Below are 22462 nucleotides of genomic sequence, written 5' to 3' on the forward strand. Positions count from 1 at the left end.
GGAGACAAAGACCCATGGCGATCTATGAACTGGATGGAGTGGCCCCTGAAGTGGCGGCGTCGGCCTGGGTGGCCGACAGCGCCGAAGTGGTGGGCAATGTGCAGCTGGCCGAAGACGCCAGCATCTGGTTCGGCGCCGTGCTGCGCGGCGACTGCGAGAGCATCACCATCGGTGAGGGCAGCAACATCCAGGACGCCAGCGTGCTGCATGCCGACCTGGGCAAGCCGCTGGTCGTGGGGCGCCACGTGACCGTGGGCCACCAGGTCATGCTGCATGGCTGCACCATTGGCGACGAGTCGCTGATAGGCATCGGTGCCGTGGTGCTCAACGGCGCGAAGATCGGCCGCAACTGCCTGGTCGGCGCAGGCGCCCTCATCACCGAAGGCAAGGAATTTCCCGATGGCTCGATGATCATCGGCAGCCCGGCCAAGGCCGTGCGCCAATTGACGCCCGAGCAGATCGAGGGCTTGCGCCGCAGCGCCCAACACTATGTCGACAATGCGCGACGGTTCAAGACCGGGCTGCGCAAGCTGGGCTGAGCGAGGCCCGGCACTTTTTTACGGAATCCATCAGCGTGTCTGAACTGCATAAATTCATCTTCGAAGGCCTGCCCGTGCGCGGCTCCATCGTTCGCCTCACCGATGCCTGGCAGGAAATCCTGCAGCGCCGCGCGGGCAACGGCGAGACCGGCGCCTACCCCGCTGCCGTGAGCGAACTGCTGGGAGAAATGGCGGCTGCGGGCGTGCTCATGCAGTCCAATATCAAGTTCAACGGCGCCCTGGTCTTCCAGGTCATGGGCGATGGCCCGGTCAAGCTGGCTGTGGCCGAGGTGCAGTCCGATTTCGGCCTGCGCGCCACCGCCACCCTGATCGGCGACCCTCCCGAAGGCGCCACGCTGGAACAACTGCTCAATGTGCACGGCGGCGGCCGCTGCGCCATCACGCTGGACCCCAAGGGGCGCCAGCCGGGCCAGCAGCCCTACCAGGGCGTGGTGCCGCTGCAGGATGCGCAGGGCCGGCGCTTCACCAAGGTGTCCGACGCGCTGCAGCACTACATGCTGCAGTCGGAACAGCTGGACACCGTGCTGGTGCTGGCGGCCGACGACCAGGTGGCCGCCGGCCTGCTGATCCAGCGCATGCCGGTCAAGGGTGAGGCCAACCTGGCCGCTGCCACCGAAAGCGAGCAGTCGGGCCAGGATGCCATCGGGCTGAACGAGGACTACAACCGTATCGCCACGCTGGCCTCCAGCCTCACGCGCGACGAGCTGCTCACCCTGGATGTGGAGACCATACTGCGCCGCCTGTTCTGGGAAGAGAAGCTGATGCGCTTCGTGCCCCAGCAGGACGAGGAGCATCCGCGCTTTGCGTGCACCTGCAGCCGTGACCGTGTGGCGTCCATGCTGGTGTCGCTGGGCTCCGAAGAGGTGGAGAGCATCCTGGAGGAGCGCGGCAGCATCGAGGTGGGCTGTGACTTCTGCGGCAAGCAGTACGAATTCGATCCCATCGACGCAGCCCAGCTGTTCACCGAGGCCGGCAAGCAGCCGCCGACCTCGACGAACGTCCAGTAAATACGCCCGGCTTCAGTCTCGCCCGCTGCGCAGCGCGTCGAACAATCGCCGCTCGCAGTCCGGGTCGCTGCATTGCTCGCAGCCGTAGGGGCGAAGGCGCGCGCTGCCTTGCGCGGGGCTTGCGGGCAGCCAGGACCAGTCCATTTGCGGAGCCTTGAGCCTGAGCGACTCGGCCAGCTGTTGCCATTGCCGGGCGGTATTGCCGTAGAGCACCACGTAGTCGCGTGACTGGCTTTGCAATTGGTCGCGCCAATGCTGGAGCTGTGCGGCAGGGCCATCGCTCACCCCTTCGTGCTCGGTGACGGAGGCTCTCCAATCCAGTCCCAGCAGGTAGACGGCCCCATGTTCCGGCAGAGACTGCCCCGGCTCGGCCGCCAGGCATTGCCAGTCGGCAGGAGATGCTCCGTGGTGCCGCCAGGCCTGGCGCAGTGCATGGGCCATGGAAAGCGCGAGCGCGGGTGGCGATCCCAGAAGAATCACCGGGGGCGGGGGCAAGCGGTCTGTGTCCAAGTACCTGTCTCGGCTTGCGCGCAGGCCCGGGCAAGGGGCGCAGGCGCCTTGTTGCAAAAGCACAAGGCCGGCATGAAGCCGGCCTTGGTGCAGGAAATCCCAATCCTCAGCGCCGCACGATCTGCACGAAGATCTCGTTGGGCTTGACCATGCCCAGTTCGCTGCGGGCCTTTTCCTCGACCATGGCCAGGCCGTCCTTGAGGTCGTTGACCTCGGAGGCCAGGCGGTCATTCTCGGCTTTTTCCAGCGCGTTGGCCACGTTCTGGTCGTGGATCTGCTGCTGCAGTTCCTTGACGTAGGCCACGCTGCCATGGCCCAGCCACAGCTGCGCGTGCACGGCAGCCAGCAGGGCGAGCAGGACAATGGGGACGACGCGGTTGACCATGGGGGCAGATATCGCTGACAGGAAAAAGGCTTGCAGGCCCGATGGCTTGCAAGCCTAACGCTTTTCAGCGCAGGTTGTAGAAAGCCTCGCGGCCGGGGTAGTGGGCGATGTCACCCAGGTCTTCCTCGATGCGCAGCAGCTGGTTGTACTTGGCGATGCGGTCCGAACGGCTCAGCGAGCCGGTCTTGATCTGGCCGGCATTGGTGCCCACCGAGATGTCGGCAATCGTCGAATCCTCGGTTTCACCGGAGCGGTGCGAGATCACGGCCGTGTAGCCTGCGCGCTTGGCCATTTCGATGGCGGCGAAGGTTTCGGTCAGCGTGCCGATCTGGTTGATCTTGATCAGGATGGAGTTGGCGATCTTCTTGTCGATGCCTTCCTTCAGGATCTTGGTGTTGGTGACGAACAGGTCGTCGCCCACCAGCTGGACCTTGGCGGCCAGGCGGTCGGTCAGGATCTTCCAGCCATCCCAGTCGCCTTCGGCCATGCCGTCCTCGATGGAGATGATGGGGTACTTGTCGCACCAGCCGGCCAGCATGTCGGTCCACTGGGTGGCGGTCAGCGTCAGGTTGCCTTCACCGGCCAGCACGTACATGCCGTCCTTGTAGAACTCGCTGGCGGCGCAGTCCAGGCCCAGGGCGATCTGTTCGCCGGCCTTGTAGCCTGCGTTTTCGATGGCCTGCAGGATCAGCTGGATGGCGGCTTCGTGGTTTTCCACGGAAGGCGCAAAACCGCCTTCGTCGCCCACGGCCGTGCTCATGCCCTTGTCGTGGATGATCTTCTTGAGCGCGTGGAAGACTTCGGCACCCCAGCGCACGGCTTCGCGGAACGAAGGCGCGCCCACGGGGATGATCATGAATTCCTGCAGGTCCAGGCTGTTGTTGGCGTGCGCGCCGCCGTTGATGACGTTCATCATCGGCACGGGCAGCTGCATGCCGCCCATGCCGCCCAGGTAGCGGTACAGCGGCAGGCCAGCCTCTTCGGCAGCGGCACGGGCCACGGCCATGGAGACGGCCAGCATGGCGTTGGCGCCCAGGCGGCCCTTGTTGTCCGTGCCGTCCAGGTCGATCAGGGTCTTGTCCAGGAAGGCCTGCTCGGAGGCGTCCAGGCCCAGCACGGCTTCGGAGATCTCGGTGTTGATGTGCTCGACGGCCTTGAGCACGCCCTTGCCCAGGTAGCGGCTCTTGTCGCCGTCACGCAGCTCGATGGCTTCGCGCGAGCCGGTGGACGCGCCCGAAGGCACGGCCGCGCGGCCCATCACGCCCGATTCCAGCAGCACGTCGCACTCGACGGTGGGGTTGCCGCGGCTGTCCAGCACTTCGCGGCCTACGATGTCAACGATTGCACTCATGGCATTTCCTTTGCGGTTTTTGAAATCGGTGTGCAGGCGGGTTCCGGTGAGGTTGCGCCCTGGTGCTTGCCGGGCAAGCGGTACGGGTGGTCGGTGGCGTGGCAGGCTGCCGCGCCACCGTGCACAGCCATGCTCCGCGGCGCAGTATCTGCGATCGGGCGGCGGCCATTGTGCACAAATTGGGTGGATGGCTTTGTATGCGCTGCGCTCTTGACGGGCCGGGTATCGCTGGCCGCGGTCAGACGCCCTCGACGCAGACCATGCGCATGATGGCCGCGCCTTCGCGGGCTTCGCGGGCACGCAGGTACTCGGGCGTGTCGTAGAAAGCCTTGGCGGCTTCGAAGCTGGGGAACTTGAGGATCACGGTGCGGCCGGGATTCCAGTCGCCTTCGAGCACTTCGACCTTGCCGCCGCGCACGCAGACTTCGGCGCCATGCGCGCGCATGGCCTCGGTGCTCCACTTGCGGTACTCCTCGTACTGCTCGGGCTTGGTGACGGTGACGGACGCAATGATGTAGCCGCTGGCCATGGGTCAGACTCCAAAATCGTTTTCGAGGAAGCCGTTCTTCTTGGTCACGTCGTCGAGCGCGACCAGGGTTTCGAGCAGGGCCTTCATGTGCTTGAGCGGCACGGCGTTGGGGCCGTCGCTGAGGGCGCAGGGAGGATTGGGATGGGTTTCCATGAACAGTCCGGCCACGCCCACGGCCACGGCCGCACGCGAGAGCACGGGCACCATCTCGCGCATGCCGCCGCTGCTGGTGCCGTTGCCGCCGGGCAGCTGCACGCTGTGCGTGGCATCGAAGACAACGGGCGCACCGGTCTCGCGCATGATGGACAGGCTGCGCATGTCCGAGACCAGATTGTTGTAGCCGAAGCTGGCGCCGCGCTCGCAGGCCATGAAGCTGTCCTCGGGCAGGCCGGCCTCCTTGGCGGCGGCGCGGGCCTTGTCGATGACATTCTTCATGTCATGCGGGGCCAGGAACTGGCCCTTCTTGATGTTCACCGGCCGGCCCGACTGGGCCACGGCACGGATGAAGTCGGTCTGGCGGCACAGGAAGGCCGGCGTCTGCAGTACGTCCACGACCTGGGACACGGCCGGTATCTCGGCCTCGGTGTGGACGTCGGTCAGGATGGGGACCTGCAGGTCCTTCTTCACCTTGGCGAGGATCTCCAGGCCCTTGTCCATGCCCGGGCCGCGAAAGCTGGCGCCCGAGCTGCGGTTGGCCTTGTCGTAGCTGCTCTTGAAGATGAAGTGGATGCCCAGGGCCGCCGTGATTTCCTTGAGCTGCCCCGCCACGTCCATCTGCAGCTGCTCGGACTCGACGACGCAGGGACCTGCAATGAGAAAGAAGCGCCGGTCGAGGCCGACGTCGAAGCCGCAGAGTTTCATGGTGGGGATTCCTTGGGAAATGGTGGGCGGCGTTGCGGGGCTCAGGACTTGCGCGGTGCCTTCTGGCGCTCGATCGCGGCCTTCACGAAGGCATTGAACAGCGGGTGGCCGCTCCACGGCGTGGACTTGAACTCGGGGTGGAACTGCACGCCGATGTACCAGGGGTGAACTTCCTTGGGAAGTTCGACGATCTCGGTCAGCTGCTCACGCTGGGTCAGCGCCGAGATCACCAGGCCCGCTTCGCGCAGCTGGTCCAGATACTGGACGTTGGCTTCATAGCGATGGCGGTGGCGCTCGGTGACCACGTCACCGTAGATGCTGTGGGCCAGCGTGCCGGCCTGCACGTCGGAGGACTGCGCGCCCAGGCGCATGGTGCCGCCCAGGTCGGAGTTCTCGTCGCGGGTCTTGACCGTGCCGTCGGCATCCTTCCACTCGGTGATCAGGGCGATCACGGGGTTGGCGGACTTGGGATCGAACTCGGTGGAGTTGGCGCCTTCGAGGCCGGCCACATGGCGGGCGTACTCGATGGTGGCCACCTGCATGCCCAGGCAGATGCCCAGGTAGGGCACCTTGTTCTCGCGGGCGTAGCGGGCCGTGGAGATCTTGCCTTCCACGCCGCGCGAGCCGAAGCCGCCGGGCACGAGGATGGCGTCGTACTGCGAGAGCTTGTCGCGCGCATTGGCGTCGCTGATGGTCTCGGAGTCCACATGGGTGATCTTCACGGCTACATGGCTTTGCATGCCGGCGTGCTTGAGCGCCTCGTTGACGGACTTGTAGGCGTCCGACAGCTCGACGTACTTGCCGACCATGGCGATCTTGACCTCGCCCTGCGGGTGCTCGGTCTCGTGGACCAGGTCATCCCAGCGCTTGAGGTTGGTGGGCGGCGTGTTCAGGCGCAGCTTGTCGCAGATCAGGCCGTCCAGGCCCTGCTCGTGCAGCATGCGGGGCACCTTGTAGATGGTGTCCACGTCCCACATGGAGATCACGCCCCATTCGGGAACGTTGGTGAACAGCGAGATCTTTTCCTTTTCCTCGTCCGGCACGCGGTGCTGGGCGCGGCACAGCAGGGCGTCGGGCTGGATGCCGATCTCGCGCAGCTTCTGCACGGTGTGCTGCGTGGGCTTGGTCTTGAGCTCGCCAGCCGTGGCGATCCAGGGCAGGTAGGTCAGGTGCACGAAGGCCGTGTTGTTGGGGCCCTGCTTGAGGGCCAGCTGGCGCACGGCTTCGAGGAAGGGCAGGGACTCGATATCGCCCACCGTGCCGCCGACTTCGCAGATGGCCACGTCCACGGCATCCGGCGTGCCGATGCCGGCGCCGCGCTTGATGTACTCCTGGATTTCATTGGTCACGTGAGGGATCACCTGCACGGTCTTGCCCAGGTAGTCGCCGCGGCGCTCCTTCTCCAGAACGCTCTGGTAGATGCGGCCGGTGGTGAAGTTGTTGGACTGCTTCATGCGCGTTTCGATGAAACGCTCGTAGTGGCCCAGGTCCAGATCGGTCTCTGCGCCATCGTCGGTCACGAACACTTCACCGTGCTGGAAGGGCGACATGGTGCCCGGGTCCACGTTGATGTACGGGTCCAGCTTGATGAGAGTGACTTTGAGGCCGCGCGATTCGAGGATCGCAGCAAGGGAGGCTGAGGCGATTCCCTTGCCCAGGGAAGACACCACACCGCCTGTGACGAAGACAAATTTGGTCATGTCTTTTATTGGTGGTGGTAAAGCAGGATTATAGATGCGCCGCCGAATTCGCCGCGCCGCGCGGGGCTGCTCGGACGTTGCGGCTCTGCTAAATTGCGCGCCATGACTGAAGTGTTCGCTGGTAAACATCTGGTGCTCGGCCTCTCCGGAGGCGTGGCTTGTTACAAATCTGCCCAGCTGGTGCGCCTGCTGGTACAGGCCGGGGCCACCGTGCAGGTGGTGATGACCGAGGCGGCCGAGCAGTTCATCACGCCGGTGACCATGCAGGCGCTGTCGGGCCGCCCTGTCTACGGATCGCAGTGGGACGCGCGCGAGCCCAACAACATGCCCCACATCAACCTCAGCCGCGAGGCCGACGCGATGCTGATCGCGCCCTGCAGCGCCGACTTCATCGCGCGCCTGGTGCAGGGCCGCTCCGACGAGTTGCTGAGCCTGATGTGCCTGGCGCGCCCCATGGACCGCGTGCCCCTGCTGTTGGCTCCGGCCATGAACCGCGAGATGTGGGCACACCCGGCCACGCAGCGCAACCTGGCGCAGGTGGCCGCCGACGGCGCACTGGTGCTGGGCGTGGGAACGGGCGACCAGGCCTGTGGCGAGGTGGGCGACGGCCGCATGCTCGAGCCCGAGGAAATCATGGAGGAGCTGGCCGCCTTCTTCACGCCCAAGCTGCTGCAGGGCCGCCAGGTGCTGGTCACGGCGGGCCCGACCTTCGAGGCCATCGACCCCGTGCGCGGCATTACCAACCATTCCAGCGGAAAGATGGGCTTTGCCATTGCGCGCGCCGCACGCGAGGCGGGCGCCCAGGTGACCCTGGTGGCCGGGCCCGTGCACCTGCGCACGCCGCGTGGCGTGCAGCGCATCGACGTGCAGTCGGCGCAGCAGATGTTCGATGCCGTGCAGCAGCAACTGCCCCAGGCTGGCGTGTTCATCGCCACGGCGGCCGTGGCCGACTGGCGCCCGGCCACGGCGTCAGACCAGAAGATCAAGAAGGACGGCTCGGGCCAGACCCCCACGCTGACCTTCGTCGAGAACCCCGACATCCTGGCGGCCGCCGCGCAGTCCGAGCCCGCACGCAGCGGACGGCTGTACTGCGTGGGCTTCGCCGCCGAAAGCCATGACCTGCTGCAGCACGCCAGCGCCAAGCGCCTGCGCAAGCAGGTGCCGCTGCTGGTGGGCAATATCGGTCCCGCAACCTTTGGGCGGGATGACAATGCCCTGCTGCTGATCGACGAGTCCGGCACCCAGGAGTTGCCGCACGCCTCCAAGTCCCTGCTGGCGCGCCAGCTGGTGGCCGAGATCGCCCGGCGCCTGCCGCCCGCCCCTTGACACCATCGAAGGCCCGCATGTCACAGAACACCTACGAAGGTCCCCGCCACGGCGACTATGTGCGCTATGTGGATGAGCTGCTGCGCGCCAGCCCCCTGTACCGCTCTGCGGCCCATGGCTGGATGGCGCAGGGACGCAGCGATTTCACCGACGCGGTGGCCACGCCGGGCGCGCAGTCCCAGTCCGTGGTCGAGCGCGTGCGCGAGCAGGTGCAGGCTGCGGCCGAGAAGGCGCGCATCGCCGCGCAGCAGGCGTCGGTGCCTGCCCTGCCGGGGCGCCAGCCGTCTGCAGGCGACAGGAATGGTGGGAGGGCCGATCGCGGCCGGCAGGCGGCGCGGGCACAGCAAGCCCAGGCGTCCTCCGCCGCCAAGGCCGTCAAGAAGACGGTCTTCAAGATAGGTCCGGGCCAGTTGCTGGGTATCGTGATCGGCCTGATCCTGGCCGTGGTGATTCCGGGCATCGGCCCCTTCATCCTGCTGCTCACCATCATCAATGCCATCGTCAAAGGCTTTCGCAGCGGGCTCAAGTCGTCCGGGTGACGGCGCGGGGCACAATGCGCGCTTTGCTTTTCAAGAGAGCCTGCCGTGAGGCGCTCCCCAGATTGTTTCCATGAACGTTGATATCAAGATCCTTGACGCGCGCCTGCGCGAGAACATGCCCGCCTACGCCACGCCGGGAAGCGCGGGCCTGGACCTGCGCGCCTGCATCGATGCGCCGCTGACGCTGGAGCCCGGCCAATGGCAACTGGTGCCCACGGGCATGGCCATGTACCTCAAGGACCCCGGCTACGCCGCCATGATCCTGCCGCGCTCGGGCATGGGCCACAAGCACGGCATCGTGCTGGGCAACCTGGTCGGCCTGATCGACAGCGACTACCAGGGCCAGCTCATGGTCAGCGCCTGGAACCGCTCGGCCACGGCCTTCACGCTGCAGCCCATGGACCGCCTGGCCCAGCTGATCATCGTGCCCGTGGTGCAGCCCAGCTTCAATGTGGTCGAGGAGTTCGAGTCGGCTTCCGAGCGCGGTGCGGGCGGCTACGGCTCCACCGGCAAGCAATAAGGCTTTCCGCCAGACATCGCCCGCAGCTGCGCTGCCAGGGCATCGCTTCAGGGAGGAGTCCGCATGGCCAGGCCATCCCGGCGCACGCGCCATCGCCCATCCGCGTCGTGGACGCGCGTGGTGCTCACGCAGGAAGACCGCATGCGCCGCCGCCTGCAGCAGCGCCACTGGCTGCGACTGCATGCGGCGTTGACGGGCGGCCTCAGCCTGGCCGGCATGTCGCTGCTGAGCCTGGCCTTGCTGCATGCGGGCGTGCACAGCATGGCGCTGCGCTACGGCGTGGCCCTGGTCTGCGGCTATCTGCTGTATCTGCTGCTGGTACGCCTGTGGGCCGAGTGCATGCTGCGCCGCGACTGGGATGGGCCGGATGTGCCCGATGCCGCGCCCGGCGGCAGCGGTTCTTCACCGGCCCGCACGCCCGAGGCTGGCGGATTCGAGAGCGGGCAGGGCGGCTCTTATGGCGGCGGTGGCTCCAGCGGCAGCTGGGACGACGGCGGTGCCATGTCCGAGGCCGCTTCCTCGGCGTCGCAGGGCTTTGACGTGCCCGGCATCGATGGGCTGGACGAAGGCGCTGTCGTCCTGGTGCCGGTGCTGCTGGTGTTTGCGGCGCTGCTGGTCGCGGTCACGGGCGCCGGGTCGCTGCTGTGGCTGGTCTTTGGGGCCGACCTGTTCCTGGCCGTGGCGGTGGAGGTGGCCTTTGCGCTGCTGATGGCGCGCACGCTCTACGTGGTGGAGCGCGAAGGCTGGCTGCTGGCCGCGCTGCGCCTGAGCTGGAAGCCGGTGCTGGGCGCGCTGGTGGCCGCCGTGGCGCTGGGCGCTGCGGCCGACTGGCTGTTTCCCCAGGCAGACACCCTGGTGCAGGTGCTGCGAGCGCTGAGAGGGGGGTGAGCCGCTGCCCTGCGGCCTCCCGCGCTCATGCCTCTCGTCGCGCTCCGGGCAGGTGCAGCTGCATGCGCAGGCCGCCCAGCGGCGAGCGGCTGGCTGCGATGCTGCCGCCATAGGTCTGCACCAGGTCACGCACGATATCCAGGCCCAGGCCTGCGCCGGGCCTGCGCTCGTCCAGGCGCTCGCCGCGCTCGAAGATGCGGCCAAGGTCGGCGTCTTCGATGCCGGGGCCGTCATCGTCCACCGTCAGCAGCAAGGGGCAGCCGGCCTGATCGGGCTCCAGGCCCTGTACTTCCAGGCTCACGGCCTGGGCCGCCCACTTGCCGGCGTTGTCCAGCAGGTTGCCCAGGATTTCCATCAGGTCCTGGCCGTCGCCCAGAAAGTCCCAAGGCTGCGCATCGCCCTTCAGCGCGAAGCGGATGCCGCGGCCGGCGTGCAGCCGCTCCATGGTGCGCACCAGCGAGGCCAGCGGCGGCTCCAGCGGCGTGCGCAGGCCTGTGGCCTGGCGGGCCGCAGCGCGGGCGCGTGCCAGATGGTGGTCCACCTGGCGGCTGGCGCTGGCGACCTGCTCGCGGACCAACTCGGCCAGCGTCCCGCCTTCCTGCGCGGCGGCATTGCCGAGGATGGACAGCGGCGTGTTCACGGCATGGGCCAGATTGCCGGCCTGCGTGCGCGCGCGCTGGACCATGTCGGCGTTCACATCCAGCACATGGTTGAACTCCTGCACCAGGGGGCGCAGTTCCTGCGGAAACCGGCCTTCAAGGCGCGGCGTGGCGCCCTTGCGCACGTCGGCCAGGCCTGTGCGCAGCAACTGCAGCGGCCGCAGCGCCAGGCGCAGCTGCAGCACCACGGCCAGAGCCAGCCCGGCCGCCAGCGTGCCCAGTGCGGCGATCAGCATGGTGGTGAAGCGCTGCATGGGCTCGGCCAGCAGGGCGCTGTCGGCCGCAACGATCAGGCGCAACGGCGGCGCGTCGGCTTCGGGCAATTGCAGGGGGCGTGCCACGGCCACGAGCGGGTGGCCCTGGCCATCGGGCAGCATGCCCGTGCTCAACGCCGTGTCCTCGTGGTGCTCATCCGGGCGACCGGCATCGGCACGGAACTGGCGCCAGTCCAGTGTCTGGTCCCACAGCGAACGAGAGCGCAGCAGGCCGGCCTTCTCGGGCGGACCCGCGCCATCGCTCACCTGGTCGATCTGCCAGTACAGGCCTGACAGCGGCTGCGCCAGGCGCGGATCGCCCACGGCCAGTCCGACTTCGATGCGCCCGCCGGGCAGGCTGTTGACGGCTGCGCTGAGCTGGTCGAGCTGCAGCACCAGCTGCGCCTGCAACTGCTGCGCGATGTGATCGCGGAACAGTCCGCGCAGTCCCCAGCCGGCCAGCAGCACGGCCGCCAGCACCCAGGCCAGCGTGCCGGCCAGCAGGCGCAGGCGCAGCGAATCACCGAGCCGGGATACCTGTCTTTCCTGTGGTGCGTTCATGCAGCGGGCGCGCCTTCCACCAGCCGGTAGCCCAGTCCGCGTACGGTCTCTATGCTGCCGGCCGGCAGCTTCTTGCGCAGGCGGCCCACGAAGACCTCGATGGTGTTGGAGTCGCGGTCGCTGTCCTGCGGGTAGATGTGTTCGGACAGCTCGGTGCGCGATATCACCTGGCCCACGCGCTGCATCAGCAGGGCCAGCACCTTGAATTCATGGCTGGTCAGCGTGAGCGGCTGGCCCGCCACGCTCACACGCGCCTGGCGCGAGTCCAGCACGATGGGGCCGCATTGCCACTGGGCGCTGGCGTGCGGGCTGAGCCGGCGCAGCAGGGCGCGCAGGCGGGCCATCAGCTCTTCCATGTGGAAGGGCTTGGCCAGATAGTCGTCGGCGCCGGCATCCATGCCGGCCACCTTCTCATGCCAGGCGCCGCGCGCCGTGAGGATCATCACCGGCATGACCCGCCCTTGTTCGCGCCAGGCGCGCAACACCGTCAGGCCATCGCGCACGGGCAGGCCCAGGTCCAGCACGGCGGCATCGAACTCCTCGACCTCGCCCAGGTACTGGGCCGTTGCGCCGTCGGCCGCCGTCTCCACCGTATGCCCGGCCTGCTGCAGCGCCTGCACGAGCTGGCTGCTCAGCGTGGGCTCGTCTTCCACCACGAGGATTCGCATCTTTTTCCTAGTCCTTGCGCTTGAAGCTCAGCACCTTGCCATCGCGTGCATCGATCTTGAGCTTGGCCACGCGGCCGCCCGATTGCAGCAGCCGGATCTCGTAGATGAAGCGGCCGTCGTCATGCTCGAACTCGACCTTGATGACCTGGCCCTGGTAGTCGCGCTCGACCTGGTCGAGCACGGTGCGCAGCGGCAGCACGCGGCCTTGCTGCAGGGCCTGGCGCGCGAGTTCATGGTCGCTGTCGCCGGCATCCGAGGGCGTGGTCCAGGAGGCCAGTGCCGCCGCCATCAGCAGCAGCGAGGCCAGCAGCATCCAGGACCTGCGAGGGGTGGAGAAGGATGGAGTGGGCATGGAAAACTTTATAGCCCAGCGTGGATGAACCTCGAATGAACGGCTGCTTCAGCTTGCGTTCATGGCCTGCATCGAACAATGGCTGCACGCCGTCGCAATCCACCGGAAACGAAGGCGCAGCAGCCGGCAGATGCGGCCTTTTCAGATGCATCGCCAGCCCAATCGCCGACCCAATCGCCGGCCCAGTCGCCGGCCCAGTCGCCGGCCCAGACGCCGACCTTCACATGCCAAGGAGAACCTCATGCCTTCCATCCGACAACTGATTTCCCGCGCTGCACGCCATGGCCTGACGGGCCTGGGCATTGTTCTGATCGCCACTGCCGGGCTGGTCGCCCAGATGCAGGCCCAGGCCGCCGCCACGGGCGGTCCTTCGGTGACCGTGCAGGCCGGCGAAGCCGTGGCCACCACGGTGGCCTCCGTGCGCGGCGCCTTCCAGGGGCCGGGCCTGAGCATCCGCGAAGTCTTCGAGCGCATGGAGGTCCTGGGCTACCGCGACCTGCGCGAGATCGAGTGGGAAGACGGCCTCTACCAGGTCAAGGGCCAGACCGGCGATGGCCGTCCCGTGAAGCTCTATGTCGATGGCAACAACGGCAACGTGCTCAGCATTCGCGCACGCAATTGAGGCCGGGCCGGCGGGCTGATTTTTGTCAGCAAGTGTTCAGTCCGGTCGGCGTACATGCAGCCTGGGGCGTTGGAGTGGTATGCAGCCGCAGGCAAGGCCGGCGGCTGCCCTTGATCGATCCACGGACAGTACACAGGAGATTTCCATGCCCCCTTCCATTCATCGCTTGGGCGCCATCGGCACCGGCTGCATTGCAGCGCTGATGCTCAGCGCCTGCGCGGGCTATCCACAGCAGGGCGGATATCCGGGTGGCGGCTACCCTGCAGGTGGCTATCCCGCTGGCGGATATCCCGTCGGGGGCTACCCCAGCGGGGGCTATCCCGCCAGCGGCCAGCCCGGCACGGCCTACCCGGGCGGCGGTGGCTATGTGCAGCAGGGGCGCGTGACCAATGTGCAACTGGTTCAGATCCAGCAGCCCAGCGGCATCGGTGGCTCGGGCATAGGTGCCGGGGCAGTGGTGGGTGGCGTGGTCGGCGGCGTGCTGGGCCGTCAGGTGGGCAAGGGCAGCGGGCGCGACATCGCCACCATTGCGGGCGTGGTGGGCGGTGCCATGGCGGGCAATGCCATCGAGAAGAACACCGGCCCTGGCGACCTGCGCGATGTCTACCGTGTCACCGTGCAGTTGAACGATGGCAGCACGCGCGTGTTCGACTACCAGAGCAATCCGCAGCTGCGCGTAGGCGAAAGCGTGCGTGTGGACAACAACCAGCTGCTGCGCTGAGTACCAGGCTCGCTCCATGCAAAAGGGCTCCCCGAAGGGAGCCCTTTGCCATTTCAGCGCGGCAATTTCAGTGCAGCGTGTCGTTGCCCGGTGCCATGGGCTGGATGCGGAAGAAGCCGGTGCCGGCCGAGCCGCGGCCGATTTCCTCCTCGGTGGCTTCGCGCACGCCTTCGACCTTCAGGTGCAGGCGCAGCGCGATGCCGGCCAGCGGATGGTTGCCGTCCAGCACCACATGCTCGGGATAGATTTCGGTTACCGTGTAGAGCAGGTCGGGCGGCACGGCGCTGCAGCCCTTGGGCAGGGCGCTGGCCTCGAAGCTCATGCCTTCCTCCAGCTCGGCCGGGAACAGGGCGCGCGGCTCCAGGAAGATCAGGCTTTCGTTGTAGTCGCCGAAGGCTTCCTCGGGCTCCAGGTGCAGGTCCAGGACCTTGCCCTGGCCGTGGCCCTGCAGGGCTTCCTCGATGCGCTTGAGCAGGTCGTCGCCGCCGACCAGGAACTCCACGGGCTCATCGAGCACGTCCAGTTCCTCGCCCAGGGTGTCCTTGAGGGTCCAGGTCAGAGCGACCACGCATTGTTCTGTGATTTCCATGGTGTGCAGCTTGTGCGGCCCATGCCGCGGTGGGGAAAAAGAAAGACCGCCGCGCGCGCCCTTGTTTGACGAAGGCATGCCGGCGGCCGCGTTGGCGCGATTTTCCCACGGCGGCCCGGCTGCTGCGCAGGCCGGGCGGCGAGTCCTGCCGATCAGAACGGATAGTGGCGGGGCGCGGTCTGCATGGTGATCCAGCGCGTCTCGGTGAAGGCATCGATGCCTGCCTGGCCGCCGAAGTGGCCGTAGCCCGAGTTCTTCACGCCGCCAAAGGGCATCTGTGCCTCGTCATGCACGGTGGGGCCGTTGACGTGGCAGATGCCGGCCTCGATGCGCGCGGCCACGCGCCAGCCGCGTGCGGTATCGCGGGTGTAGACGGACGAGGACAGGCCGAATTCGTTGTCGTTGGCCATGGCGATGGCCTGCTCCTCGCCGCGTACGCGCACGATGGCCTTGACGGGGGCGAAGGTTTCCTCGCGGAAGATCTCCATCTCGGGCGTGACGCCGTCGATCAGCGTGGCCGCCATCAGGGTGTTGGTGGCCTTGCCGCCGCACAGCAGTTTTGCGCCCTTGGCCAGCGCGTCGTCGATCAGGCGGTTGGCGCGCTCCACGGTGGCCATGTCCACCACCGAGCCCAGCACCACGGGACCCTTGCGCGGATCGCCCAGCGGCAGCGAGGTGGCACGGGCCACCAGCTTGTCCAGGAAATCCCCGGCCACGGCCTCGTCCACGATGATGCGTTCGGTGGACATGCAGATCTGGCCCGAGTTGGCGAAGGCACCGAAGGTGCAGCCGGCCACGGCGGCGTCGATGTCTGCATCGTCCAGCACCACGAAGGGCGCCTTGCCGCCCAGCTCCAGGATGGCGGGCTTGAGGTACTTGGCGCAGGTCTGGCCGATGATGCGGCCCACGCGCGTGGAGCCCGTGAAGTTCACGCGGCGCACGGCCGGGTGGGCCACCATGGCCTCGACCACGGCGCCGGCATCTTCGGGCGCATTGGTCACGAAGTTGACCACGCCGGGCGGCAGGCCGCCTTCCTGCAGGGCCTCGATGATCAGGCCGTGCGTGGCGGGGCACAGCTCCGAGCCCTTGAGCACCACGGTGTTGCCGCAGGCCAGCGGCGTGGCGATGGCGCGCACGGCCAGGATGACGGGCGCATTCCAGGGCGCAATGCCCAGCACCACGCCAGCGGGCTGGCGCACGGCCATGGCCAGGCTGCCGGGCACGTCCGAGGGAATGATCTGGCCATTGATCTGGGTGGTCAGCGATGCGGCCTCCAGGAACATGTTGGCAGCCAGGTGCACGTTGAAGCCGGCCCAGATGCCCGAGGCGCCCGTCTCGGCGGCCATGGCGGCGGCAAAGGCCTCGGTCTTGGCCTCCAGCGCCTGCGATGCCTTCATCAGCATCTGGCGGCGCTCGGTCGGGCCCAGCGCGGCCCAGGCGGGGAAAGCCTTTTGCGCGGCTTCGACGGCGCGCACGGCATCTTCGGGCGTGGCGGCCGGGGCGCACGTGGCCACCGATCCGTCCAGCGGATTGCGGCGCTCGAAGGTGGCGCCATTGCCGGCCTGTGCGGCCTGGCCTGCGATGAGCATGGTTTGTTCGATCATGACTGTCTCCTTGGTATGCGGTTGTGGCCTGGGCGTTTGCGTAGCCGGGCGTGCCGGTCATCGTAGAAGCAGGCGATGGCGCAGGCAGCCCGCTGCGCGCACAAAGCGCATGACGGATCGTGCACAGGCTCCGGGGTTTACCCTTGTCCTGGCTGTCCGCGGGGAAAGCCATGGGGCGCGACGGGCCTGCACTTTCCCATAATCACGTCCATGGCCGCACACAGATCCTTCACCCGTGCGGCGAGCAGGAGAGACCGCACATGACCGATGCCATGGTGTTGAGCACCGACGGACTGCCGCCCGGCGAGACGGCGTCGGCCTGGCACGCCTGGATGTCGCGCCTGTTTGCGGGCCTGGATACCGATGTCTATGGCGATCACCTGTTCGAAGGCCATGTGCGCGTGGCCAATGCCGGCGATGTGGTGCTGACCCGGCTGGAGGCGGGCCGCCACCGCGTCATGCGCAGCATGCAGGGCCTGCGCGCCCATGAGTCCCCCTATCTGAAGATCGTCGCGCCCTGGGAGGGCGTGGCCAGCGTGCGCCAGCACAACCGCGAGGCCAGCGTGCGCAAGGGCAGCTGGGTGATCTATGACACGGCGCAGGAGTACGAGGTCACCAACCCCGAATGGTCCGAACACCTCATCGTGATGCTGCCGCGCCAGGCCATCGTGGACCGGGGCATCCGGCTGGAAGGGCTGATGGGGCGCAATGTGGGCGGCAGCTCGGGCATCGCCCGCATCGCGCTGGAGACCATGCGCAGCACCTACCAGGAGCTGCCCGGCATGGCACCGCACCTGGCGCGCCGCGCGGGCGAGCTGCTGGTGGACATGGTCCACCTTTCGCTGCAGGAGCTGGCCGGGCAGGGCACGGCAGGCACCCAGCAACTGGCGCTGCAGGACCGCATACGCGCCCATGTGGTGGCCCATCTGCGCGATCCGGGCCTGTCGGTGGAGTCCGTGGCTGCCGCGCTCAACTGCAGCAAGCGCCATTTGCACAACGCCTTTGCGGACAGCCAGACCAGCCTGGGCGCCTTCATACAGCACAGCCGGCTGGAGCTGTGCATGCGAGAGCTGCTGCTGCCCGAGCACGCGCAGCGCACCATCACCGAAGTCGCCATGGACTGCGGCTTTGGCAGCAGCGCGCATTTCAGCCGGGCCTTCAAGGCCTATACGGGCCTGGCGCCCTCGGATTTCAGGGCCATGCGCAAGCCGGCCGGCTGACTGCCAAGAAGCCATTGCGGGGCAGCTTGCGCTGGCGCCAGGACAGGGCAATGCCCGCATAGGACAATGCCGCCCTGTCTCTTCGCTCACTTCGGACCATTTCATGGACACCAACACACCGCTTGCCCTGCTGGGCGGGCTTACCGCTTCCCAATTCATGCGCCGCCACTGGCACAAGAAGCCCTTGCTGGTGCGCCAGGCAATCCCGGGCTTCAAGCCCCTGATTCCCCGCGCCAGGCTGCTGGCCATGGCAGGCGAGGACGGTGTGGAATCGCGCCTGATCCAGCAGCAGGACGGTGGCCACTGGAAGCTCAGCCACGGCCCGCTGTCGCGCCGCAGCCTGCCCTCGCTGCAAAAGCCCGGATGGACCGTGCTCGTGCAGGGCGTGGACCTGCACGACGACGGCGTGCACCAGTTGATGCAGCAGTTCCGCTTCGTGCCCGAGGCGCGGCTGGACGACCTGATGATCAGCTTTGCCACCGACCAGGGCGGCGTCGGCCCGCATTTCGACAGCTACGACGTCTTCCTGCTGCAGGCCCATGGCCGCCGGCGCTGGCGCATCGGCCGCCAGAAGGACCTGTCGCTGCAGCCCGATGTGCCGCTGAAGGTGCTCTCGAATTTCGAGCCCGAGGAGGAGTTCGTGCTCGAGCCCGGCGACATGCTCTACCTGCCGCCGAAGTGGGCCCATGACGGCATCGCCGAGGGCGAATGCATGACCTACTCCATCGGCTTTCGCTCGCCCGCGCGCGACGAACTGGCCCGCGAGCTGCTGCTGCGCATGTCCGACGAGCCCGATGAGCCCGAAGTGCCGGTCGTCTACCGCGATCCCGACCAGCCGGCCGTCGAAGCCCCGGGCGAGATTCCCGCCAGCCTGCACGATTTCGCCCGCAAGTCGCTGGAACGCGCGCTGGCCGAGCCGCTGGCGCTGGAGCGCGCTCTGGGCGAGTACATGACCGAGCCCAAGGCCAATGTGTGGTTCGAGCATGGCGAGGAAAACGGCATGTTCGAGAGCGTGGTCCTGGACCGCCGCACCCGCATGATGTATGACGCCAGGCACATCTTCATCAACGGAGAAAGCTATCTGGCCGGTGGCCGCGATGCCACGCTGATGCGCAAGCTGGCCGACACGCGCGCGCTGTCGCGCACCGATCTGGCCAAGGCCAGCGACGATGCGCTGGAGTTGCTGTCCTCATGGTTTGACGCAGGCTGGGTGCGTGGCGGCAAGCTGTCCTGAAGCGGGTAGACGCTGCGCCACAGGCATGCTAAGTTCGGGCATTCACTGTTGACAGCGTGCTGCTGAACAAGGGCGGACTTCGTTAGATTTGTAAAGAATTGTCTTGAGTCCGTCAGTAAATTGACAGTCACCTGCTTTTGTTACACAGTGCATGTCAAGGCAGTCAATTCACTGCCCCATCCGGACTTTGCAAGAGGATTTGTGCGGAATTGTTTTGAAGCTGTCAGTTTCGGTCAGCTTCTGGAAAACCTCCCTATAATCTGACGCGAGTCGAATGAATGTTTTGACGCGGCTTGGCCGTAGCGCTCCGGTTGCCTGCATCCGGTGTCGCAATGGCGGGGCCCTCCTGTTTACTGTCTTCTTACCTACTCTCTAGGAAACTGTGATGAAGAACTCTCTGATCCTGGCTACCGTGATCGCTGCTGCAGCTCTGGCCGCTTGCGGCAAGAAGGAAGAGGCTCCGGCCCCCGCTCCCGCTCCTGCTGTTGAAGCTCCCGCACCGGCAGCTCCCGCTCCCGCAGAAGCCGCTCCTGCTGCTCCCGCCGCCGACGCAGCTGCTCCCGCAGCGCCCGCCGCTGACGCAGCTGCACCTGCCGCTCCCGCTGCTGACGCTGCTGCTGCAGACGCCGCCAAGGCTGCTGCCGACGCTGCCGCCAAGGAAGCCACCAAGCAGTAATCCGGCCTTCGCCGATGGCACAGGCTTAGGCTTGTGCTGCGAAAAAACCGCATCCTTCGGGCTGCGGTTTTTTTTCGTCCACCAGGGCCCGGTCATGCATATCCATGGTCTATGCACGACGGCCCGGATGCAAAAAAGCCACCGGCAAGTGAATGCGCGGTGGCTGCAGGCGAGGGCGGCGGCTGCCGCCTCAATCCCGACGTGAGGATCGCCTACTTCATGTCGTCGGTGATGACGCGCACGATGCGCTGGGCATTGGCCGAGGTCTCTGGCTGGCCCTGGGTGTTGAGCACGGTGACCGTGGACTTGTCGCCCTCGCTGCGCACCTGGATCTGGTACTTGACCGGCGCGGCCGCGTCGGGCGAGCGGCTGAACAGCTTGCTGAAGAATCCCTTGGGCTCGACCTTGGCATCGGGCGCCACATAGCGCACGAAGTAGATGCCGCGGCTGCGGTCGCGGTCTTCCACGGTGAAGCCCGTGCGGTCCAGGGCCACGCCGACACGGCGCCATGCGCGGTCAAAGCCTTCGTCGATCTGCAGCACGGGCTGTCCGTTGGCGGATTCCATGCGCACGCTGCCGGTGGCGGCTGCCGTGGTGGTGTTGGCCTTGGCCACGGCGTCGGCCTGCTCCTGGCTCACGCCGAGCTTGACCATCAGGCGGCGCAGGAATTCGGTTTCCAGTTCCGGATCGGAGGGGCGCGGCTGCCATATGGTCTGGTCCTTCTGGGCGCTGGTGTACACCTCCTGCATGCCGCGGTGCGTGATGTAGACCTCGGTGGAGCCGTCGGCCGAGCGCTCCAGGCGGGTGCGGAACCTGTCGCGCTCGCTGGTGGAGTACAGGCCGTCGAAGACCTTGCCCAGCGTCTTGCGGATCACGTCCTGCGGGATCTTGGCGCGGTTCTCGGCCCAATCGGTTTCGATGATGCCGAGCTGGCGGTCTTCGGTGGTGAAGATGAAGCCGTTTTCCAGCCAGAAGTCGCGCACGGGCTCCCACAGCTGGTCGGCCGGACGCTTGATCACCAGCCAGCGCTGCTCGCCATTGCGCTCGATGCGCACATCGCCCAGGGCGGCGGTGGCCGTTCGGCCCTCTGCCGGCTTTTGCGCCTTGGAGTTGGCTTCCATGGCGGCGGCGGAGACCACGCCGCCGGGCACGGCGTAGCGGGAGTCCGTGGACAGCTGTGTCAGGTCTGGCGGGACTTCCAGGGTGGGCGCCTGCTGCTTGCCGGCGCTCTTGTAGTCGATCTTGCTCTCTTGGAACGTGGTCGTGCAGGCTGTCAGGCCGATGGCCAGGCTCAGCAGGCTCAGACGTGCAATGGGCTGTTTCACGCGAATATCCTTGGTGCGTTCGTTCGGTGGGGCGGGGCGCCTCACAGCAGGCCAGCGGAGCTCAGGGCGGCTTCCACGGTGGCTTCCAGATTCTTGCTCAGGGGTGTCATCGGCAGGCGCATGGCCGGGCCGCAAAGGCCCAGGCGGGCTGCGGCCCACTTGACGGGAATGGGGTTGGCCTCGACGAAGAGGTTCTTGTGCACAGGCATCAGGCGCATCTGGATGTCCATGGCGGTGCGCACGTCGCCGGCCAGGGCCGCCTTGCACAGATCGCTCATCAGGCGCGGCGCCACGTTGGCCGTGACGCTGATGTTGCCGTGGCCGCCGCACAGCATCAGTGCCACAGCGGTCGGATCATCACCGGAGTACACGCCGAAGCCTTCGGGCACTTCACGGATCAGCCACTGGGCGCGTTCGATGTTGCCCGTGGCTTCCTTGATGCCGATGATGGCGGGAATCTGTGCCAGGCGCAGCACGGTGTCGTGCTGCATGTCGGCCACCGAGCGGCCGGGCACGTTGTAGAGCACCACAGGCAGGTCGCCCACCGCTTCGGCAATGGCCTTGAAATGCTGGTACTGGCCTTCCTGCGTGGGCTTGTTGTAGTAGGGCACGACCTGCAGCTGGCTGTCGGCACCGACCTTCTTGGCGTAGCGGGCCAGCTCGATGGCCTCGTGCGTGCTGTTGGCGCCGCAGCCTGCCATCACGGGAACGCGGCCCGCAGCCTGCTCGACGGACACGCGGATGATTTCGCAGTGTTCCTCCACGTTGACGGTGGGGGATTCGCCTGTCGTTCCCACCACGCCGATGCAGTCCGTGCCCTCGGCCACATGCCAGTCGATGAGTTTTCGCAGCGCCGGGTAGTCAACACTACCGTCCTCGTGCATGGGCGTGATGAGGGCAACGATGCTGCCAGTGAGAGCGACGGAGGAGGATGTCATGTCCGCAAGAAAAAACGGGAAAGGATCATTCTAACGAGTGTCGGAGGCAGGCCCAAGGCGGTCGCCTGTAGGGATTCAGGCGATTGCAGCCCCCGACGCCTTCTGATGCGCCAGCATGGCCACGGGTTCCCGGCCTGTTGCATCGGGGCGCAGTGCCGCGATGCGCTGGACCATGCGATCGGGCTCGCCCAGCTGGCCGTGCTCGTAGGCCACGATGTGCCAGCCCGCGCAGGCCTGCAGCAGCTCGCCGGGCGCCAGCAGGAAATCGGGTCGGGAAGGCTTGCCGAAGGCCTCGTTGCCCTGGGCAAAGGTTTCGTACAGCAGCACACCGCCGGGGGCCACGCTGTCCAGCAGCGCCGGCCACAGCGGGCGCCACAGATAGTGGGTCACGACCACGGCGCCGAACTGCCTGCCGGGCAGGGGCCAGGGGCCGTTTTCAATGTCGGCGCACAGCAGCTCGCCCACGCCCTGCAGGCCGGCCAGGGCCTGGGCGTCGCGGTCCACGCCCGTCACTGCATGGCCGCGTGCATGGAACCAGCGCATGTGGCGGCCAGGGCCGCAGGCCACGTCGAGCACGGTGGCCTCGGGTGCCAGAAGATGCGACCAGCGTTGGATCCAGGGTGAAGGCGGCGTGGCTGCGTGCATGTGAAATTTCGGAAATGAATTGAAAGCGGCCGCCATTGTGCCGCCAGGCCTTTGCCGCGCTTCAATTTCAGAAGCAGGCCCAGAGCTGGTCGGCCATGCCCAGCATGAACTCGGGCTGCAGATAGAGCATGAAGACCAGGCCCAGCACCAGCAGCACGGCGGCCCACAGCGCCAGCCTGCGCAGCAGCTGTGGGCGGGGCGTGGTGGCTGTCGTCATG

The 22462-nt window shown here is 67.0% G+C and carries 26 protein-coding genes; 11 read left to right on the top strand and 15 right to left on the bottom strand.

The features are described from left to right. Nucleotides 1-14: 14 nt before the first annotated feature. Together DTS01S_RS05840 and hslO are read left to right on the top strand one after the other, a co-directional pair. A complete protein-coding gene (locus tag DTS01S_RS05840) occupies nt 15-539 on the top strand; it encodes a gamma carbonic anhydrase family protein (RefSeq protein ID WP_047219405.1) in 525 nt (174 codons plus the stop codon). Between the two features lie 35 nt (nt 540-574). Beyond that, a complete protein-coding gene (gene hslO, locus DTS01S_RS05845) occupies nt 575-1567 on the top strand; it encodes an Hsp33 family molecular chaperone HslO (RefSeq protein WP_017404370.1) in 993 nt (330 codons plus the stop codon). 12 nt (nt 1568-1579) lie between these two features. On the opposite strand, the gene DTS01S_RS05850 is transcribed toward hslO, so the two are convergent. The 6 genes from DTS01S_RS05850 to DTS01S_RS05875 form a co-directional block, all read right to left on the bottom strand. After that, nucleotides 1580-2008, bottom strand: a complete 429-nt coding sequence (locus tag DTS01S_RS05850; RefSeq protein ID WP_017404371.1) for a hypothetical protein — start codon at nt 2006-2008, stop codon at nt 1580-1582. 175 nt (nt 2009-2183) lie between these two features. Then, on the bottom strand, nt 2184-2462 hold the full coding sequence (gene ftsB / locus DTS01S_RS05855; RefSeq protein ID WP_017404372.1) for a cell division protein FtsB: 279 nt from the start codon (nt 2460-2462) through the stop codon (nt 2184-2186). 64 nt (nt 2463-2526) lie between these two features. Beyond that, nucleotides 2527-3813, bottom strand: coding sequence for a phosphopyruvate hydratase (gene eno, locus DTS01S_RS05860; RefSeq protein WP_012206907.1), 1287 nt, complete (start codon nt 3811-3813; stop codon nt 2527-2529). Nucleotides 3814-4051: 238 nt separating this feature from the next. Next, a complete protein-coding gene (locus tag DTS01S_RS05865) occupies nt 4052-4342 on the bottom strand; it encodes a DUF1330 domain-containing protein (protein WP_016447644.1) in 291 nt (96 codons plus the stop codon). Between the two features lie 3 nt (nt 4343-4345). Next, nucleotides 4346-5203 (bottom strand): 3-deoxy-8-phosphooctulonate synthase, encoded by an 858-nt coding sequence (gene kdsA / locus DTS01S_RS05870; protein WP_017404374.1) that lies wholly within the window; start codon nt 5201-5203, stop codon nt 4346-4348. A 41-nt stretch (nt 5204-5244) separates the two neighbouring features. Then, nucleotides 5245-6903, bottom strand: a complete 1659-nt coding sequence (locus tag DTS01S_RS05875) for a CTP synthase (RefSeq protein WP_016447642.1) — start codon at nt 6901-6903, stop codon at nt 5245-5247. A gap of 102 nt (nt 6904-7005) precedes the next feature. Here DTS01S_RS05875 and coaBC point away from each other — a divergent pair, with 102 nt between their 5' ends. From coaBC to DTS01S_RS05895, 4 genes are all read left to right on the top strand, one after another. Beyond that, on the top strand, nt 7006-8229 hold the full coding sequence (gene coaBC, locus DTS01S_RS05880) for a bifunctional phosphopantothenoylcysteine decarboxylase/phosphopantothenate--cysteine ligase CoaBC (RefSeq protein ID WP_026062130.1): 1224 nt from the start codon (nt 7006-7008) through the stop codon (nt 8227-8229). Between the two features lie 17 nt (nt 8230-8246). Next, a complete protein-coding gene (locus DTS01S_RS05885) occupies nt 8247-8768 on the top strand; it encodes a hypothetical protein (RefSeq protein ID WP_017404377.1) in 522 nt (173 codons plus the stop codon). Nucleotides 8769-8838: 70 nt separating this feature from the next. Beyond that, nucleotides 8839-9288, top strand: coding sequence for a dUTP diphosphatase (gene dut / locus DTS01S_RS05890; RefSeq protein ID WP_017404378.1), 450 nt, complete (start codon nt 8839-8841; stop codon nt 9286-9288). A gap of 63 nt (nt 9289-9351) precedes the next feature. After that, the gene (locus tag DTS01S_RS05895) at nt 9352-10176 is read left to right on the top strand and encodes a hypothetical protein (RefSeq protein ID WP_026062131.1); all 825 of its coding nucleotides are present in this window, start codon (nt 9352-9354) and stop codon (nt 10174-10176) included. 25 nt (nt 10177-10201) lie between these two features. Here DTS01S_RS05895 and DTS01S_RS05900 read toward each other — a convergent pair whose 3' ends face one another. The 3 genes from DTS01S_RS05900 to DTS01S_RS05910 are packed head-to-tail and all read right to left on the bottom strand — an operon-like array spanning nt 10202 to nt 12631. Then, nucleotides 10202-11650, bottom strand: a complete 1449-nt coding sequence (locus tag DTS01S_RS05900; protein ID WP_017404380.1) for a sensor histidine kinase — start codon at nt 11648-11650, stop codon at nt 10202-10204. Then, a complete protein-coding gene (locus tag DTS01S_RS05905) occupies nt 11647-12318 on the bottom strand; it encodes a response regulator transcription factor (protein WP_017404381.1) in 672 nt (223 codons plus the stop codon). Before DTS01S_RS05905 ends, DTS01S_RS05900 begins: the two co-directional genes overlap by 4 nt. Nucleotides 12319-12325: 7 nt before the next feature. Then, nucleotides 12326-12631 (bottom strand): PepSY domain-containing protein, encoded by a 306-nt coding sequence (locus DTS01S_RS05910; RefSeq protein ID WP_016447635.1) that lies wholly within the window; start codon nt 12629-12631, stop codon nt 12326-12328. Nucleotides 12632-12911: 280 nt separating this feature from the next. On the opposite strand from DTS01S_RS05910, the gene DTS01S_RS05915 reads away from it, so the two are divergent. Beyond that, nucleotides 12912-13292 (top strand): PepSY domain-containing protein, encoded by a 381-nt coding sequence (locus tag DTS01S_RS05915; protein WP_061287431.1) that lies wholly within the window; start codon nt 12912-12914, stop codon nt 13290-13292. Nucleotides 13293-13437: 145 nt separating this feature from the next. After that, on the top strand, nt 13438-14013 hold the full coding sequence (locus DTS01S_RS05920) for a glycine zipper 2TM domain-containing protein (RefSeq protein ID WP_061287432.1): 576 nt from the start codon (nt 13438-13440) through the stop codon (nt 14011-14013). Between the two features lie 67 nt (nt 14014-14080). On the opposite strand, the gene DTS01S_RS05925 is transcribed toward DTS01S_RS05920, so the two are convergent. Together DTS01S_RS05925 and DTS01S_RS05930 are read right to left on the bottom strand one after the other, a co-directional pair. Continuing rightward, on the bottom strand, nt 14081-14602 hold the full coding sequence (locus tag DTS01S_RS05925) for an FKBP-type peptidyl-prolyl cis-trans isomerase (protein ID WP_043789867.1): 522 nt from the start codon (nt 14600-14602) through the stop codon (nt 14081-14083). Nucleotides 14603-14754: 152 nt separating this feature from the next. Continuing rightward, a complete protein-coding gene (locus tag DTS01S_RS05930) occupies nt 14755-16206 on the bottom strand; it encodes an aldehyde dehydrogenase (protein WP_061287433.1) in 1452 nt (483 codons plus the stop codon). A gap of 260 nt (nt 16207-16466) precedes the next feature. On the opposite strand from DTS01S_RS05930, the gene DTS01S_RS05935 reads away from it, so the two are divergent. The 3 genes from DTS01S_RS05935 to DTS01S_RS29435 all read left to right on the top strand — a co-directional run bounded on the left by DTS01S_RS05935 (nt 16467) and on the right by DTS01S_RS29435 (nt 19336). Continuing rightward, nucleotides 16467-17426 (top strand): AraC-like ligand-binding domain-containing protein, encoded by a 960-nt coding sequence (locus DTS01S_RS05935; protein WP_061287434.1) that lies wholly within the window; start codon nt 16467-16469, stop codon nt 17424-17426. A gap of 103 nt (nt 17427-17529) precedes the next feature. Then, on the top strand, nt 17530-18660 hold the full coding sequence (locus DTS01S_RS05940; RefSeq protein ID WP_046239715.1) for a cupin domain-containing protein: 1131 nt from the start codon (nt 17530-17532) through the stop codon (nt 18658-18660). Between the two features lie 385 nt (nt 18661-19045). Continuing rightward, nucleotides 19046-19336, top strand: coding sequence for a hypothetical protein (locus DTS01S_RS29435; protein ID WP_074920994.1), 291 nt, complete (start codon nt 19046-19048; stop codon nt 19334-19336). A 212-nt stretch (nt 19337-19548) separates the two neighbouring features. Here the strand turns inward: DTS01S_RS29435 and bamC are convergent, their stop codons facing one another. From bamC to DTS01S_RS30840, 4 genes are all read right to left on the bottom strand, one after another. Beyond that, nucleotides 19549-20661, bottom strand: a complete 1113-nt coding sequence (gene bamC / locus DTS01S_RS05950) for an outer membrane protein assembly factor BamC (RefSeq protein ID WP_016447628.1) — start codon at nt 20659-20661, stop codon at nt 19549-19551. A 41-nt stretch (nt 20662-20702) separates the two neighbouring features. Then, a complete protein-coding gene (gene dapA / locus DTS01S_RS05955) occupies nt 20703-21599 on the bottom strand; it encodes a 4-hydroxy-tetrahydrodipicolinate synthase (RefSeq protein ID WP_016447627.1) in 897 nt (298 codons plus the stop codon). Nucleotides 21600-21674: 75 nt separating this feature from the next. Then, nucleotides 21675-22244, bottom strand: coding sequence for a class I SAM-dependent methyltransferase (locus tag DTS01S_RS05960; protein ID WP_017404390.1), 570 nt, complete (start codon nt 22242-22244; stop codon nt 21675-21677). Between the two features lie 67 nt (nt 22245-22311). Beyond that, on the bottom strand, nt 22312-22461 hold the full coding sequence (locus tag DTS01S_RS30840; RefSeq protein ID WP_016447625.1) for a hypothetical protein: 150 nt from the start codon (nt 22459-22461) through the stop codon (nt 22312-22314). Between the last annotated feature and the right edge of the window lies 1 nt (nt 22462).

Source organism: Delftia tsuruhatensis NBRC 16741 (assembly GCF_001571325.1).
Taxonomy (GTDB): domain Bacteria; phylum Pseudomonadota; class Gammaproteobacteria; order Burkholderiales; family Burkholderiaceae_C; genus Comamonas; species Comamonas tsuruhatensis.